General features: G+C 37.4%; 17 protein-coding genes. 2 read left to right on the top strand and 15 right to left on the bottom strand.

The annotated features are described in order from the left end of the window. The 7 genes from cobA to MVE01_RS06720 form a co-directional block, all read right to left on the bottom strand. Positions 1 to 473 (bottom strand): uroporphyrinogen-III C-methyltransferase (gene cobA, locus MVE01_RS06750; RefSeq protein WP_472561414.1); only part of this gene is annotated, 473 nt, incomplete at its 3' end. Next, positions 474 to 1,604, bottom strand: a complete 1,131-nt coding sequence (locus MVE01_RS06745) for a radical SAM protein (protein WP_472561413.1) — start codon at positions 1,602 to 1,604, stop codon at positions 474 to 476. Further along, positions 1,604 to 2,002 carry a c-type cytochrome gene (locus MVE01_RS06740; RefSeq protein WP_472561412.1) on the bottom strand — a complete coding sequence of 133 codons (399 nt, stop codon included), beginning with the start codon at positions 2,000 to 2,002 and terminating at the stop codon, positions 1,604 to 1,606. The genes MVE01_RS06745 and MVE01_RS06740 overlap by 1 nt, the downstream gene beginning before the upstream one ends. A 183-nt stretch (positions 2,003 to 2,185) precedes the next feature. Beyond that, positions 2,186 to 2,692, bottom strand: a complete 507-nt coding sequence (locus MVE01_RS06735; protein WP_472561411.1) for a YcxB family protein — start codon at positions 2,690 to 2,692, stop codon at positions 2,186 to 2,188. Further along, positions 2,685 to 3,290, bottom strand: coding sequence for a hypothetical protein (locus MVE01_RS06730; RefSeq protein ID WP_472561410.1), 606 nt, complete (start codon positions 3,288 to 3,290; stop codon positions 2,685 to 2,687). Before MVE01_RS06730 ends, MVE01_RS06735 begins: the two co-directional genes overlap by 8 nt. Before the next feature lie 52 nt (positions 3,291 to 3,342). Further along, positions 3,343 to 5,034, bottom strand: a complete 1,692-nt coding sequence (locus MVE01_RS06725) for a cbb3-type cytochrome c oxidase subunit I (protein WP_472561409.1) — start codon at positions 5,032 to 5,034, stop codon at positions 3,343 to 3,345. Next, positions 5,031 to 5,642 (bottom strand): cupredoxin domain-containing protein, encoded by a 612-nt coding sequence (locus tag MVE01_RS06720; protein ID WP_472561408.1) that lies wholly within the window; start codon positions 5,640 to 5,642, stop codon positions 5,031 to 5,033. The genes MVE01_RS06725 and MVE01_RS06720 overlap by 4 nt, the downstream gene beginning before the upstream one ends. A 263-nt stretch (positions 5,643 to 5,905) precedes the next feature. Between MVE01_RS06720 and MVE01_RS06715 the strand changes: the two genes are divergently transcribed. Further along, complete coding sequence (locus tag MVE01_RS06715; protein ID WP_472561407.1) at positions 5,906 to 7,042, top strand: multiheme c-type cytochrome; 1,137 nt, start codon at positions 5,906 to 5,908, stop codon at positions 7,040 to 7,042. Positions 7,043 to 7,145: 103 nt separating this feature from the next. Here MVE01_RS06715 and MVE01_RS06710 read toward each other — a convergent pair whose 3' ends face one another. Then, positions 7,146 to 8,219 (bottom strand): cytochrome-c peroxidase, encoded by a 1,074-nt coding sequence (locus MVE01_RS06710; protein ID WP_472561406.1) that lies wholly within the window; start codon positions 8,217 to 8,219, stop codon positions 7,146 to 7,148. Between the two features lie 203 nt (positions 8,220 to 8,422). Here MVE01_RS06710 and MVE01_RS06705 point away from each other — a divergent pair, with 203 nt between their 5' ends. Next, positions 8,423 to 9,823, top strand: coding sequence for a chloride channel protein (locus MVE01_RS06705; RefSeq protein ID WP_472561405.1), 1,401 nt, complete (start codon positions 8,423 to 8,425; stop codon positions 9,821 to 9,823). A 53-nt stretch (positions 9,824 to 9,876) separates the two neighbouring features. On the opposite strand, the gene MVE01_RS06700 is transcribed toward MVE01_RS06705, so the two are convergent. The 7 genes from MVE01_RS06700 to MVE01_RS06670 form a co-directional block, all read right to left on the bottom strand. Continuing rightward, positions 9,877 to 10,383 carry an NADH-quinone oxidoreductase subunit B family protein gene (locus MVE01_RS06700; protein WP_472561404.1) on the bottom strand — a complete coding sequence of 169 codons (507 nt, stop codon included), beginning with the start codon at positions 10,381 to 10,383 and terminating at the stop codon, positions 9,877 to 9,879. Next, positions 10,380 to 11,747: a hydrogenase large subunit gene (locus tag MVE01_RS06695; protein WP_472561403.1), complete on the bottom strand. Its 1,368-nt coding sequence runs from the start codon at positions 11,745 to 11,747 to the stop codon at positions 10,380 to 10,382. Before MVE01_RS06695 ends, MVE01_RS06700 begins: the two co-directional genes overlap by 4 nt. After that, positions 11,744 to 12,127, bottom strand: coding sequence for a DUF167 domain-containing protein (locus MVE01_RS06690; RefSeq protein WP_472561402.1), 384 nt, complete (start codon positions 12,125 to 12,127; stop codon positions 11,744 to 11,746). The genes MVE01_RS06695 and MVE01_RS06690 overlap by 4 nt, the downstream gene beginning before the upstream one ends. 9 nt (positions 12,128 to 12,136) lie before the next feature. Further along, positions 12,137 to 13,552 carry a proton-conducting transporter transmembrane domain-containing protein gene (locus MVE01_RS06685; protein ID WP_472561401.1) on the bottom strand — a complete coding sequence of 472 codons (1,416 nt, stop codon included), beginning with the start codon at positions 13,550 to 13,552 and terminating at the stop codon, positions 12,137 to 12,139. Further along, positions 13,549 to 14,142: a hydrogenase gene (locus tag MVE01_RS06680; protein ID WP_472561400.1), complete on the bottom strand. Its 594-nt coding sequence runs from the start codon at positions 14,140 to 14,142 to the stop codon at positions 13,549 to 13,551. The genes MVE01_RS06685 and MVE01_RS06680 overlap by 4 nt, the downstream gene beginning before the upstream one ends. 3 nt (positions 14,143 to 14,145) lie before the next feature. Further along, complete coding sequence (locus MVE01_RS06675; RefSeq protein WP_472561399.1) at positions 14,146 to 15,066, bottom strand: respiratory chain complex I subunit 1 family protein; 921 nt, start codon at positions 15,064 to 15,066, stop codon at positions 14,146 to 14,148. Then, on the bottom strand, positions 15,063 to 16,254 hold a 1,192-nt coding region (locus MVE01_RS06670; protein ID WP_472561398.1), incomplete at its 5' end, for a proton-conducting transporter transmembrane domain-containing protein. The genes MVE01_RS06675 and MVE01_RS06670, both read right to left, overlap by 4 nt.

The raw sequence follows: 16,254 nt of genomic DNA, 5'->3' as shown, positions 1-16,254 counted from the left end.
TCCCAGGGAATTTGTGAGTGGTCTTTGTTGCTTGACTCATGTCCTGTTACTACTCTAAAAGAGACTGTAATACCACGATGTGTCACAGGAATACCTGCATATTCAGGTACAGCAATAGCAGAGGTAATACCTGGAATAAACTCAAACTTTATATCACGCTCTCTTAAATAGATTCCCTCTTCTCCTCCACGTCCAAAGACAAAAGGATCTCCTCCTTTAAGTCTAACTACCACTTCATATTTTAGTGCTGCCTGATAAATGGCTTCATTGATCTCTTCCTGGGGAAGCGTATGATGCGAATCTTCTTTCCCCACATAGACAAATTCACATCCATTTTTTGCTTCTTGTAAAATATCAGGATTAGCCAACCTGTCATAGATGATTACATCTGCTTCTTTTATTACACGCAGTGCTTTGACTGTAAGAAGTTCTATATCTCCTGGTCCTGCTCCTGTTAAATACACTTTGCCCATCTATAGCTTTCCTTTTGTTTTATCTTCTGTCAAATAGCATGAAGGATCTTCTGCCCACATATCACCGTATATAGCATAGGCACGAGATCGTGAACCTCCATTACAGATATTCAAATAGTTACATTCTGCACATTTTCCTCCAAGCTCTCGCGGATGAATACGTAATTTTTGTAATAACTCCGTAGGTTTATTTGTCCATATGTCAGAAAAGTCCTGATTTAAGATATTACCTATCTTTACAGGGAAAAATGGATCAGGCTTCACAAACCCTTCACTGTCAATATTGAGCAATTTTCTACCTGCTGAGTTTCCACCCCAATCTATAAGGCGTTTTTTCATCTCATCCGCATGTTGAGGATATTTTTGGATAAATCTATCATAAAATAAGATGGCATCCATCTCCATATTCCCCGTGACTATCTCAATATCTCTATCATTTTCATGGTATTCAAAAGCTTTATCTAAAATATAATTTACAGCCGTGATACGCTGTTCTTTACTTAAATCCATTTCAAGATTTTCGAGCCCTCTTCCAGAATAAACCAAATGTGAAATATACACTTTTGGAATATTGTGTTTCTCTGCTAATTCAAAAATAAACTGTAAATCTTCATAGGTATCTTTAGTAATGGTAAATCGTATACCTACCTTGGTCTTTCCAAAGCTGTTCAACAGGTCAACTGCTTTCATGGACTCGACAAACGAGCCTTTGAGCCCTCTAAAGGCATCATGCACATCAGGACTGCCATCAATACTTATACCAATATAGTCAAAGGTATCAAGAATTTTTTCTGCATTGCTCTGCTTAACATAAAGCCCATTGGTAGAAAGATACGTAACGATCCCCAACTCCTTACAGCGTGCAGCAATATCAAAAAGATCTTTTCGAGTCAAAGGTTCTCCGCCCGAAAAAATGAGAAATTTCACACCGTTTGCTTTGAGCTTTGGCAACGTCTCCATAATATCTTCGGTAGTTAAAGTATCCACAGCATCCAAATCTGCCTTGGAATAGCAGTGGAGACAGCTCAGATTACAACGATTGGTAAAATTCCAAATAGCGATACTTCCATCAAGTACCCTTGCAGGTTTTTCTTCGGTTACCGACTTCAGTAAGTTAGACAGTCTGAACATTATTTGCTCTCCTTGTTGGCTGCGATATTAGGATAGGGTTCTTTCACAATTGTTTTATTATTTTCTTTACTGCTGTTGCTCTCTTTTGTATCAGTAGGCTTGAAGGAAAGAATATAAGCAGTGATCGCTTTAAGTTCTTCAGATTTAAGCTTAAATGCCGGCATCGCATTACGCCTATACCCAAACACTTTGGAAACACCTTCCGGATCAGCAATCATCCCCTGTATCTCTTCAGCTGTTCTTTTGGAAGCTATTTCAGCAAAAGGAGGACCAAAGGCAACAGCTGTTTGGTGATGACATCCCCAACAATAGGTTTCAAAAACTTTTTTACCACTTTCTGCTTCTATTGCAGATATAAATGTCAAGATGATAAAAAAAGTGACTAATATTTGTTTCATTGTTCTCATCCTTCAGGAGTTCCTAGTTTGATTGAATGATGATAACAATATTTTGTTTTTGGGAAGTTGATTTGGAACAAGAAAAATCCTATTCGTTATGCTCTTCATCCATAACGAACCCTACTACAAGCAATGCCACTACAAAAATAATAACCAGTATAATGTAAAAATACTCCATCTTGACTATCCTAAAAGCTTATGATGCTGTTTTGCCAATGTTTTAAATCGGCTCTTCTCTTCCAATGATGTAAAACCTTGAGCAGGAATATAGTGAAAATAGGGAGCCTTATAGAGCATTATGTCATCCCCCAAAGCGAGTACACCATCTATTTCTTCCCAATGCCACATTGTTTTACCTTCATTCCCTTTAATCTCAAACCCTTCATTGCTTACTTCTATATGTATGGTCTTATCTTTAAAAGAAGAGTGTTCAAATGATCTGATTGCTCTTTTTTTGGCAATGATCTTTTTAACGTAATACCAATATAAAAGAACAATGGAAGCAAAAAGCAAAAGTGCAATAGATCCTTTTTTAAGTGCCGCAACTACAGCAAACTGCAAAATAGCAATAAAGAGCCATCCTATATATCGTTTAGCTGAGTGGTTAAACTGATATTTATAGGAAGAGTTAAAAAGTTTCTCTATATTCTCACGATTCCATAGATAGCTGATCTTAATAGGTTTAGACATGTTCCTCACATCTTTCGATAATAAGGTCCAATTTTTTGATACACCTTTTCTCTTCCAGGTTTTTGATCATTTCCAACGTTTCACCATACATTTTCTCATAAATAGCATTGTTAGTAGCATATTTTTTCTGCTCTTTCTTACCATACCAATAAGCCACAGCTATAGAAGAAGCAAACAAACTGTAAATCAATCCTTGCCATTCTTTAAGGTTTAGTAAGACAATAAAGTACTGTACAGAGAAAAGTACAAAAAACTCAATGGAGAAGATGATCACAAGTGTAGCACTCTGTTCAAAATCGAGTGTATATTTTTCCAGAGCTCTGAGCTGTTTCAGATTGACATTGATTTTCTTTGCCATTTTTTGACACTCATCTTTTAAATCATTTGTCTCTATATCTCTGAGGTGAATATTGCTTAAATTATATTCTACATTAGTTTGCATATAGTCCTGAAGCAACTGAGGATGAGTAGTGAGAATTTTTAGAATCTCCTCTTCATTGACCCTTGTTTTACCGAGAATTTTCTGAATATCCTGTAAAACAAGGTCATAAAGTCCTACAGTTTTTATCTCATGTGCTACTCTATCTAAATGTATCAACTGGTTTTTCCCTTGTCCTTACAGCAGAGCTATTCTACTGTAATTTCTTGCCTTAATTGTTCGCAAAAGCAGGATCATCTGCCGGCTCAAGTTCTTCTTCTATACCATAAGAGGCTGTCGCATCTTTTGCAGGCAAGAAGATACCTATCAACCCTCGAAGCCCAACACTCATAATAATATTGTACAAAAAGAGTGCCCAGGCAAGTAGCAGCATAGAACCAAAAATAGCTGCAAAAACCATATCTGGGTTGAACTGTCCATCCACATAAAGGTGACGTCTTAACATTCCATCAAGCCCTGCCATTCCCATGAAAGCACCCATTCCAATACCTCCTATAAGATGAAGCCAGAAGTGCGCATTGGAAAGTTTATGTGAATAAAGCTTAGTATTATTGGTTACCAACGGCCATAATACATACACAGCACTGTACAGTGTCATATAAAGCCCAACGATCAATGCAATATGCACATGGGCACCAATAATCCACTGGGTATTGTGCAAGACTCTATTCATCCCCATATCTGCCTGAATAATTGCAGCAGGAACAGCGAGACCGAAACCAACCATACCCCCAAGTAAATATTTGAGTTCCATAGTCATTTTAAGCGGTCTTGCTTTCCAGAGTGTAACCAATGTAATAAAGAGTGCCAATCCCTGTGTCAGTAGTTCAAATGCGGTTACCATTTCACCAGAGATCAGTTTCATCATTTCCGGCTGTCCCTGGTCACCCAAAAGGTGGTGGGACCAGACCATCCATGAAACAAGTAGTTCAAGCATCAAGGCTGCTCTTGCCACATTTTCCATAAAAAGCTTCTGCCCGGTGATCAGCATTGCAAGCAAATACCAAGAACCTGCTACATAAATAAGTACCAGACCGTCAGCAACGAGATCAAGCCCCCACCAGAAAAAGTTTTTATAGAGTAGTGCATCAATTGCAGTAACATCAAGTGCATGACCTCCTGCATCAAAAACCAGATAAATCAAGATCAGAATACCTGCGCCAAGGATTACAAGTGCGTCAAGAAAAGTATCAACAGTACCACGAAAAATTGCCACAACAGGTAGAGCCAATGCTGGTTCTTTACTATATGGTTGCTTCCCACGTAGCTTGTTGATCAAATTGAGCATACCATCAATACCAAAACCTGAGATCAGAAGTTCTTTGGTCGTTTTATTTTTATGTATACCAACACGGGCAAAAATAGTGGCATAAATATTGTAAATAAACCCTAAGGTACCCACCATAATCAATGCAACACCGATAATAAATACAATCCCTCCGATCACTTTGAACTGATGTGTATCTGCAGGAAGCGGCCAATAAAGTGTATAAAGCGGTGCATATTGCCATACGAATGCTGCAATCCATGCCAATGCTGTTCCTAAAGTGATCAGAATCCAAACAATATTGGCAAGCTTAATGCTATAAAGAGGCTTTTTTGTCAGATAGGGTACCAAAAACATGAAAGCTCCGAAAACAAGCTGGTATGTAGAACCAAAGATACCGACAATCGGATGCACAGTCATAATGGAAAAAAAGTGTTCTGGATGAAAAAACTGCCCCGGAAGAGGATTAAGCGGTACTCGCCCTACTTCCACCATTCTCATGATCATTCCTTCAAGTGCAACCAGCCCATAGAAAAGAAATGCCATAACTACTGAACGAAGTGTTACTTTTTGCAGTGCATTCAGACTTGTATGGTCAAAATTTGTTCCCTCTTTAAGATTTTTGATAAAACTCATTTTTCGCCTCCTTTATTACAACCAACCACTTGAACAAGATTTTTTACCAACATCAGATCTTTTCCATCTTCTGTATATTGATCCGGTCCGGAATATTCTGTTGATGTCAGATCAAAGGAGCCATTATGGTTAAAAGTCCAAAGAATATCGTTTGAATCCAAAATCCCATTGACATCTGTTCCCGGGTTTACCTGCATTTGCATTACCATAGAGCCATCCTGTCTAAAAAGACCAAACCCGTAAACAAGGTCTCTACTATGCACATCAAACTTGATGGTCTGACCACACTGAACCACGACCTTTTCAGGTAAACCGATCCACTTATGGTTTTCTATTTCAAATTCATACGTTGCATCTGCTTTAATATTATGTCTGTCTATGTCCTGGGAAACCCATGGAATCGTATTATATGTAAAAATATGGTGTCCCACACCACCTGCAACCAAAAATGCCATATACCAATAAAACGGTATTCTAAAAACCGATTTCGCCTCTTTTCTGGTTAGGTTATATCCAAACCATGCTACAACGGAAATGATCATTGCAGCATAGATTGAATACGCTACCCAGTGAAAAGACAATAACTCAGCTGAGTTTGAAAATGTCATTTTTCTCTCCTTCTTGTATTTTTAGTAATGTGTATTATAATATACTCTTATAGGAAAGAATTGATATAAATCAAGTTTTTATCCACTATATTGATTAATTATTAATCAAACTAATACTGCATATAATTGCTTTAGGTGATTATTGATTAATAATTAATCATTTAAACTATTTAAGCTATACGATGATTGATTTAAATCAAGAGTAAATTACTCCTATTTAAATACAATGTGAATCTATCTCCATTTAAATAAGGACTACTCTCATGAAATTATGGCTTACGCTCTTTCTTATCATTACTGCAACTATACAAAGCTATGCAACCCTGGAAAATATTACATGTAAAAAATGTCACCCTATTATTTTTTCGGAATACCAACACTCTATGCATGCCAAATCATCTATATTTAAAGATCCTGTCCACAAAGCAGTATGGGACAAACATCCAGACAAGGCAAAAAACAATTACAAGTGTGCCAAGTGTCATACTCCATCTGATCATGATTTGATTTCAGGAAAAACAAAACTCTCTAAAAATGCCATTCAGGAAAATGAACCTATCTCCTGTCAAGCCTGTCACACCATTGAAAGCATAGAGAAACATACAAAAATTAACAAAAACAAATTTACACAGAAGAAAAAATATTTCTTCTCTGCTGACAAAACTAGAAAAGGAGAAAAAATAACTTTTGAAGAAAAAAGTTCTTATTTTGGACTTATGACCAAAACTTCAGGCTCCCCCTACCACGATATAGACTACAGCAATAAAAATTTCTATAACGGAAATATGTGTTTGGGGTGTCATGACCATAAACAAAATGGTAAAAACTTTTCGGTCTGTGATATGCAAATTAAGAACGATGACTCAAAAGAGACCTGCATCTCCTGTCATATGCCAAAAATACAGGGCTCGTTTGTCAATCTTAAAAATACAAAGACACATGCATTTCACGGTATTTCTATTCATACTATGAACATTTCACTTCTTTCCAAACATATTAAACTCTCACTCCATCAAACAACCAAGGGGTTTGAAGTCAGCATAGAAAACAAAGCAAACCATACCCTTTTTGCCCAACCACTTAGACTCAGCCAACTTCGTGTAAGCATAGAAAAAGAAGACAAAAACACACACCTTGAGTCCAAGAACTTTATGCGTATCATTGGTAAAAATGGCAAACCTGCCATGCCATGGGTCGCAGACAGTGAACTCAAAAACACGCTCATCAAAGCGCATGAGATACGTAAAGTTGCCTATGATATACCTTTGGAAAAAGGAGATACCGTAGTTATAGAGTTTGGGTACTATCTGGTCAATCCAAAGGCTGCAAAAAAGCTAGGTATTACCGATGAACATGTGACTGAGTTTAAGGTCTTGACTAAGAAGAGGGTAGAGATTTAAATCTTGTAGGGTGTTGTCCCATGACAACATCGTGAATATGAATTGTGATTAAAATTTATTTTGTATGCATATCATTGGTGTTGTAAGGGTACAACACCCTACATCAATACGCTACCAATTCTCCTTCAAGTGTTTTCAAAAATTCCACCACATCAGCTATCTGCTCTTTGTTAAACTCTTCACCTACCTGATATTTACTCATGATGCGTACAACCTCTTCTATCTTGTCTACAGAGCCATTATGAAAATAAGGGGCTGTTTTGGTTACATTTCTCAAGATGGGAACTCGAAAAATCTGTGCATCATCTTTCCCTAAAAAGCCTCCCACATTGACAAAAGGAAATGGACTCTCTTTGAGTCTAATGTTTGGCTCAAACCATAGACCGATATATTCTGAAAGATAACGACGCAGAGGAAACTTCTGCATACTTTGCCCTCCTACACTCATGCCCCCATGACACCCCTTACATCCACGTGTAAGAAAAAGAGTCATACCACGTTTGGCTGCTGCACTGATGGCATTGTCATCACCCTCCAGAAATCTATCATAGGCTCCCCTTGTCAAGAGTGTCCGCTCATACGCACCAATGGCTTTACGCACATTCTCAAAGGTGATTTTTTCTGTGCCAAATATCTGTTTGAACTGCTCTGTAAGTTTTCTGTCTGCATTAAGTCTTTTCTCTATCTCTTTGGGTGTCATATTCATTTCAAAAGGTGCCTGTACAGGACCCCCTGCCTGTTCCTCCACATCTTTGGCACGTCCGTTCCAAAACTGGGTTTTTACCAATGCAGCATTGAGCACGGTAGGAGAGTTTAAATGAAAAGGATTGGCTCCTCCATGAAAACCTATGGCGGTAGGCAGATTGTCATCTCCTCCCTCTTCAAGATTATGGCAAGATGCACAGCTTATGCTCTTGTCACGTGAAAGCCGTGTGTCAAAAAAAAGTGTTTTACCCAAAGCGATCTTCTCTTTACTTAAGGGGTTTTCAGGGTTATCAACAACTTTGAGTAGTGCTTCATAGGTTTTGGGTACGGGTTTCATTGTTGTTGAAAGTGCCTGTTCTCTAAGCTGTGCATCAGTAAGTATTGGTTCAGGACGTTTAAGGAGCAAAGGAAGCACAATAAGTATGCATAGTACCAACAAGGTAATGGTTACAGGATGAAATAGCTTTTTCATGTTCTCTCCTTAATAATTATAAGTTCAGTATATAAGAATCATTAGATAAATGCAATCATTTTTTAGCACAAACAGAATTTTCTTTTAGCACAAAAAGGTTTTTATGGTAAATCACTAAAAAATATTATTATTTCTCTCCATTACATCTGCTGTTTAAGTAAAAAAGCTCTATACTAAAACTATCTCATCCACGGACAGTTACTATGATTCGTAAACACTTTACAGAACAGACCGCCATTTTTTTCAGTGTCGCCAAATGGGTATTTCTCTCCTCAGTGGTAGGTGTTATCATTGGTGCAGTTGTCACACTTTTTTTAAACATTTTGGAATATTCAGAAGATTCTCGTTCACTGCTGCCTTTTCACTACTATTACATTTTACCATTTGCCCTTGTACTTACGGTTTGGCTGGTAAAAACCTTTGCTCCCTCTGCCGAGGGACATGGTACGGAAAAAGTAATCTCTGCCGTACATAAATCTGACGGGAAAATAGATATCTCTGTCATCCCTGTAAAACTATTAGCGACAGTCCTCAGTATTTTTGCAGGAGCCTCAGTCGGTAAAGAGGGTCCTGGAGCACAGATCGGTGCAGGTGTTGCTTCTGCACTCTCTGATCTTTTTAAATTTAGTAAACAGGATCGTAAAAAGCTTGTGATCTGCGGTATCAGCGCAGGATTTGCCACCGTTTTCGGTACCCCGGTCGCCGGTGCGATCTTTGGGGTAGAAGTTCTCATTATTGGTGTGATCCTATATGATGTCCTTCTGCCCTCCTTCATCGCCGGATTTGCAGCTTTTACCACAGCACAACTTTTAGGTATTCAATACACCTACTACAACCTTCACTTTTATCAAAACATTTCACTGGATATGACGTTAATCCTCAAAGTCGTTCTTGCCGCAGTTTTTTTTGGCATTGTTTCTGATATTGTTATTACAGCTGTCTCATCTACTGAAAAGATCATTAAAAAGATCAAACTAAATACCTATATGAAAGCATTCATAGGAGGCACACTGATCGTTATTCTGACATTGATATTTGGAGAAGAGTATATTGGACTTGGATTGGAAACCATTCACAATACTATCACCCCAGATCCACTCTATGCCGTTGATGTGCACTGGTACACTTTTATTCTTAAAACACTTTTTACCTCTCTCTCGCTGGGTGCAGGAGGAAGTGGTGGGATCATCACCCCTATCTTTTACATTGGTGCTACCAGTGGGCATGCCTTTGGAAGCATTGTATCTCCTGAACATCTTGTACTCTTCTCGGCATTAGGCTTTGTAAGTGTACTTTCTGCAACAACCAATACACCTATAGCTTCAACTATCATGGCAGTCGAACTTTTTGGAATCGACATTGCTCATTATGCTGCAATAGCAGCAGTCATCAGCTTTTTGCTTTCAGGACACAGAAGTATCTTTTCTTCTCAGATCCTTGCAATGAAAAAATCGGAAATGCTTTCAGTGAAGATCGGTGAAGAGGTAGAAAACATCAGTACCAGTCTGGAAGACAACGAAATGAACAAAATAAACCGTCTTAAAGACAGACTACATATTAAACGCGAGATACTCAAACAACGTAAACGTCCCAAAAAAGACTAAAAGGCACTTCTAATAATAGAACCCTCTGGATAAACCTAGGCATTCAGAGGATTCTATATCTTTTTCAAAAACGCCAACAATCCTTTAATGATCTCAATCGGTTCAGGCGGACAGCCTGGAATATGATAAGTAATAGGAAGATGTTCTTCTGCTGGAGCCTTGATGGCAAAAGTCTGCTCAAACGGTGCTTCCATCACAGGGCAACCCCCCAATGTAATGACCCATTTAGGTTCAGGTATCTGTTTATACGCATCCAGCACATGTGGGGTCATATTAAACGTCATCACGCCACTAAGCAGCATTACATCTGCATGTCTGGGGCTTGCTACAAAGTAGATACCCAGTCTCTCCAAATCGTAGTAAGGGTTGGAGAGTGCATTACACTCAGCTTCACAGGCATTGCAACTGCCACTGTCTACCATACGAATCGCTAGAGAGCCTGCAAATTTTTTACTTACAAGATTTTTCATCTCTTTACGAATCAATTGGAGTTCTTTATCAATCTCTGGATTTTCTGTTGAAATACCCTCTTTTATTCTTTTATTCCAAAATTTAATCATAAATCATTTCCTGCATAACTTAAATCACAACTTTTATTAATGAGTGGGAAATCAGCAATAATATCTTTTTTCATCATAATATGTACTGCCTGCCAATTCATAAAACTAGGATCTCGCACAAAAAAACGTTCTATGACACCCTCTTTAATATCAATCGCCATAAATAACTCACCTATGGAACTCTCAACAAAAGCTTGATATTCTCCATCTGTGGTAGTTTGCAATTCCAAATAGCTCTCCTCTTCTTCCAAAAAGTTCAACATCAGTTGAATAGAGTTTTTTACTTCTTTCAGACGAATTTTAAAACGTGTTCCAACATCTCCATTCACTTCATTTGCAAGTTCAAAACCATTTTCAAAATAAAATGCTTGGCAACGTCTGTCAAGAGAGAGACCTGATGCCCGAGCAACAACACCTACAGTATTATATTTGATAGCTTTTTGTTGACTTAATACACCTGTAGTATCAAATCTATCCCAGAGTGAAGGAACATCCATAATCCAATCTTCAAAAAATGCTACATCTTCTGTAAGTTTTTCCAAATATTTTTTCGTAGCATCAACATCTATTGCTTTACCTTCAAAATCTATACTTCCAAAACCAAAACGATGCCCCGTAAGTGCTTTCATTTTACGTCTTGCCTCTTCAGCAAGTTTTGATCCATAGGCAAGTGCCGCTCCAAAACCTGCATCATTTGGGATAAAGCCCAAATCTGTAAGATGATGGATTATACGTTCAAGTTCAAGTAGAAAAGCATGGTATTTTTTTAAAGCAACAGGAAGTTCCTGTTTGCTTGACTGAAGTAAAATGTCTCTGTAGCAGATCTGATAAGCAATACTCTCGTTACCACTAATACGCTCTATGATGGGTTTTGCTTCTGCCAATGTTTTACCTTCAAGCATCTTTTCAATAGCACGGTTTTTGTAAAAATGCCGTACTTCAAGGTGTAGCATATCTTCACCTGCTTGGGAAAATTGAAAATGTCCAGGTTCAATAATACCCGCATGAATAGGTCCAACCGCTACCTGAAAAACACCATCTCCATTGATAGCTTCGTATTTATAAGGAAGATATTCTGCTTCTTCAAGCTGTGTCTGAGTAAAAATTTTTCTTAATGGATAGACTCCTCTTGGAAAACGCTCCTGATGTACCAATGGACGTTTGTCAAAAGCATCTTCAATGATAATACCAAAATCATCATGCATTTTTCGCTCGAACCAAATAGCTGCAGGATATTTTTTTGCCAAAGTTTTAATGACGGGATCTTCCTTGGAGACAAGCTCCTTTTGTGTTTCATCTTCATATACAGTAATGATTTCAAAATGATTGGAAAGTTCTTTGGCATACCGTGCTATAAGTCTCATTTTTGCTTCTCCTCTGCCTTGACAATGACATTTAAAAGTTTTTTAGGTTCTGTAATTCTTAACTGTTTATTGACATTTGCACGTCCAAAAACCACTTCTATATTATCTAGTTTAACATCAAACTCTTTTGCCAACCATCTTACCATATAGCCAGTCGCATTTCCACGTATGGGGTTTGCAGTAACACTGATTTGGAGTTGATTTCCTTTGGGTTTGCCAATAACATCTCTTTTGGCATTGGGTGTACCAAGTATATTTAAAACTAAAATATTATTATCCCAACTATAAAAAGAATCCATATTTTTAGGATGAAATTCTCCTAATGCTGCACGATCAGCAAGTTCTTCAGCACTCATCCACGATTCTCGTTTTTTTGCCATGCCTCTCTCCTAAGCTATCGATTTTAAATATGACAATGATGCAGGCAACAGCAATGCCATCAATGAAACAGCAAAAATAACAAGAGCAAAAAGTTCACTTGCATAAACTGTTTTTTCTTCCACTTTACCTTCATACTTCATCGACTGATATATGGACACAAAACGATAAAAAATAATTGAAAGTAATGCAAGCAGGAATAAAATTGCACCTATCATAGCAAGCATATGGTCACTCTCTTTTGCTGTACTTATCATCGCTCCAAAACCGTAAAGTTCACTAAAGAACATAGGACTTGGCGGTAGAGAAATAATCGCTAATAAAAAAAGAGAGACCAAAATCCAAAAGAGTTGTCCTCTTTTTCCTTTATACCCTCTCAATGCACCTGCAATACGGTATTTACCTCTTGATTCCAAAACACCTGTTGAGAGAAAGAGTGCCGGTTTTAAAAAAGCATGTGCACCAAAGTGAAGCAACGCGGCAAAAGGAGCACCACTGACCCAGAAGATAACAATAAGCGCCATATGTTCTACTCCTGAGAGAGAGAAAAGACGCATAAAGTCTTTCGCTCGAAAAATGAGAAACGAGACAATAAAAATCGTTAAAATAGTATAGACAAAAACAAAGATAAAAAGATGATTATAGTTGACTTCCATAGCAATTTTTGAAAATCTAAAAAATCCTACGACTACTGCAGATTCCAAAATACCACTAAAGAGTGCTGCCACAGGGTAAAAAGAAGCTCTCTCAATATTTGCAAGCCACAAGTTCATAGGGAAAAATCCCATTTTAACAAACATTCCTATGGTTGAAATAGCAAAGCCCATTTCAAACAAAAATGGAGAAGGTATCTCTTTAGCATGTGCCAAAAGTAAATCAAATTGCATCGCTTCTTCACCCAGAATAGGTTTGGCACTGGCATACATCAGAATAACACCAAAAAGAATGAGCGAAACAGCAATAGCACCCACTATCATATAGTTCCATGCCTCTTTATGAGCAGCAGGCGTGTAGTTTGTTTTAATCATATACACAGTAGATAGGGTTGCAAGTTCAAGCCCGATCCAATAAATACCCATATGGTTTGAAAGAATGGAGAAGATAAGTCCAATCCAAAATATAGCAAAAAATCTGTAAAATTTTCTGTATGCTTTTGGGGAAACTTTTACGTGTTTGTCAAGGGTTAAAAGTGCCAGTGTAACCCCGATACCGACAATAGATGAGACCAAAAGTACATAAGTGTCAAGTTTATCGGCAATAAGATAACTACCAAAGACATTGTAAGGTTTTGGTACTAAAAAAAGCTCTATAATTGGTACTAAAATGACAAATGATGTAAAGGCAAGTAGATATTTTACTTTCTCATTTTTTAAAAAACTTACAATAAACATAATAATTGCAGGAAGTAGCAAAAGAGTTAAATTCATACTTTGAGCTCCTCTTTATGAAATAGCAAGTTAATAACGACAATCGCCATCAAAAGATCAAAGAATATTCCAAGTTCAACTAGCATCGGCATACCATTCGTAGCTGTAATACCAAGTAAGAACAAGGCATTTTCCATACTTAAAAATCCAACAATCTTCGGTGCAACATTTTTATGCTCCATCATAAGCAGAAGAGAGAGGAACAAAGAAGAGATACTTATTGCGACGTAGTTGGCATTGGTATGTATCATATGGGTAATGGGTTCGGAAAGATAAAAGGTAAACACCAAAATAGCAGGCACAAGCATAATGGCATATTGTACTTTTATTTCCGGTATTATCTGACGTACAAAATGAAATTTCTGAGAAAGATTTTTAAGTACAAAAGGGATACCTATTGCTTTGATGACAATTGTCATAATACCTGTAATAATCATCGCTTTATCATCAATGGAATTTCCTATACTCAGTGCCAAAATCCCTAACATCAGAGAGTTCATAGAATACCATAAAAGCAGTCTAAAGAGTCTTGTTGTAAACAAAGCAACGATCAGTGAAGCCAAAAAAAGTCCAATAAGAAAATCAACCATCTATCACGCTCCTAAAACATAAAATGTAATTAAAGATAAAAAGGCAAATACTATGGCAAGTCCCAATAAATTTGGTATTTTAAAAAGACGAAGTTTTGCAGTATTAACTTCTAATAAAGCAACGATACTTGCAATAAAAAAGAGTTTTACAATGAAAATCAAAAAGGCAACTAATGCGGAAAATTCCAAGCCGAAAGGCATAAAAAGAGAGGCAAAAAGAGAGGCAAAGATAACAAACTTAATCGATGCTGCTGCCTCGATTATAGCAAGATAGATACCGGTAAGGTCAAGTGTCATCGCCTCATGTACCATGGTAAGCTCCAAGTGTGTTTCTGGATTGTCTATAGGGATACGTCCATTTTCAGCGACTAGCAATATGAAAAAGCTAATCCCTGCAAATAAAAAACTTGCCATATGCTCTTTCGGGAAATGCTCTGCCAAATTAACACCAGCCTGTCCTACACCCAAATTCCCAGCCATTAACGAAACCGAAAAGATAGTCAAAATCATCGCTGGTTCTACCAAAGCAGAGATAAAAGCTTCACGTGAACTTCCCATGCCACCAAAGGCACTGGCACTGTCAAGCCCCAAGAGCATAAGAAAGAAGGTAGAGAGTGAGATAAGTCCCGTAATTGTAAAAGCATCTACAAAACTCACATAGTAACTCCCCTGTACCAAAGGCGGTAAAAAGAACATTACAATGATGAGTGGAGAGAGCACCAAAAAAGGAGCATATATTGTAATGGCACTTGTCTCTTCTGAAAGTATTGTCTCTTTATGCATGAGTTTTGAGAAATCTCTATAGCCTTGTAAAATAGAGACAGGTCGCTTGAAAAGAAGTACCATTTTCATAGCCTTAATATAGGAAAGCAAGAGTGGTGCTATGAGAACCAGCATAAAAATACTAAGTAGGTATATAATCATTTTTTATCTCCAATAATTAAAACTTTCACAGAAATCATCATAACGAAAAATTCCAAAACGAAGGTTGCCCAAGAAAAGTCATGAGAAAAAATCCTATAACTAAAAAGTACAACAAGCATCATATTAAATATCATCGCAGCATAACGTGACTGTTCAAAATGTGCCAAACGATAGACCCAGTAACTCATAGTATTTACACCCTTTGCCACACTTTCATAAAAGACTTTTTCAAAAAGAGGCTTAACATGTACTTCATAGTGCGAGATACTAAATTTACTCTCGTGTCCTGCAATAGTCTGTTTTTCAAAGAGTTCATCAGGTTTATAAAGCCAATTGAAAAATCTTCGTATGGGTCCTGCAAACCCTGTTGCCGTATATTGTGTTTTTTGTGATGTCTTATATCCACAGGCCCAGGTATTGTGTATTCTTGTTTTTATACCAAATATTTTATAGCCAAACATCATCAATGCAGTCACACCAAAAAGAGAAAAAAGTAAAATAAGAGGAGAGACGATCCCTCCATTGATACCAACAGAATGCATATGCCAAATCCCTTCAGGGAAAATTTTCTCATAAATAGAAGCTCGTCCAAGTCCTACAAAAACTTTATCAAACCACTGCATATAAAAAGGCGTAAAGAGCATGAGAGAAAGTAGCACCAATGTCATTAAGATCATACCACTTTTCATAAGAAAATTAACTTCATGGGCATGTTTTGCATTGGCACTTCTGTGCAATCCCAAAAAGGTGATACCATAGGCTTTTACAAAACAGGCAATCGCCAATCCTCCTGTCATAGCAAGTGCAAAGATAGCAAAAGGAATAGCAAGTTTAAGTGAAATGTTGTCTATATGTGAAGAACTCAGCATAGATTGGAATATCATCCATTCACTTAAAAATCCGTTACTTGGAGGTAGTGCAGAAATAGAGATAGCTGCAATTAAAAAAGTAAGTGCCGTTACTGGCATCGCTTTAATAAGCCCACCGTATTTCTCCATATTTTTGGTACGGGTTTGATGTAAAACAGCTCCTGCTCCCATAAAAAGCAGTGATTTGAAACTCATGTGGTTAAACATATGAAAGAGTGCGGCAATAAAGGAAAAGGTGCTTAAGATTTTAAGCCCTAAAGAATCAAAAATCATCCCCATACCAAAAGCTATAAGGATAATACCAATATTTTCAATAGAA

The organism is Sulfurovum sp. (genome assembly GCA_026990595.1).
Lineage (GTDB): Bacteria > Campylobacterota > Campylobacteria > Campylobacterales > Sulfurovaceae > Sulfurovum.
This window is presented reverse-complemented; position numbering and strand designations above follow the sequence as displayed.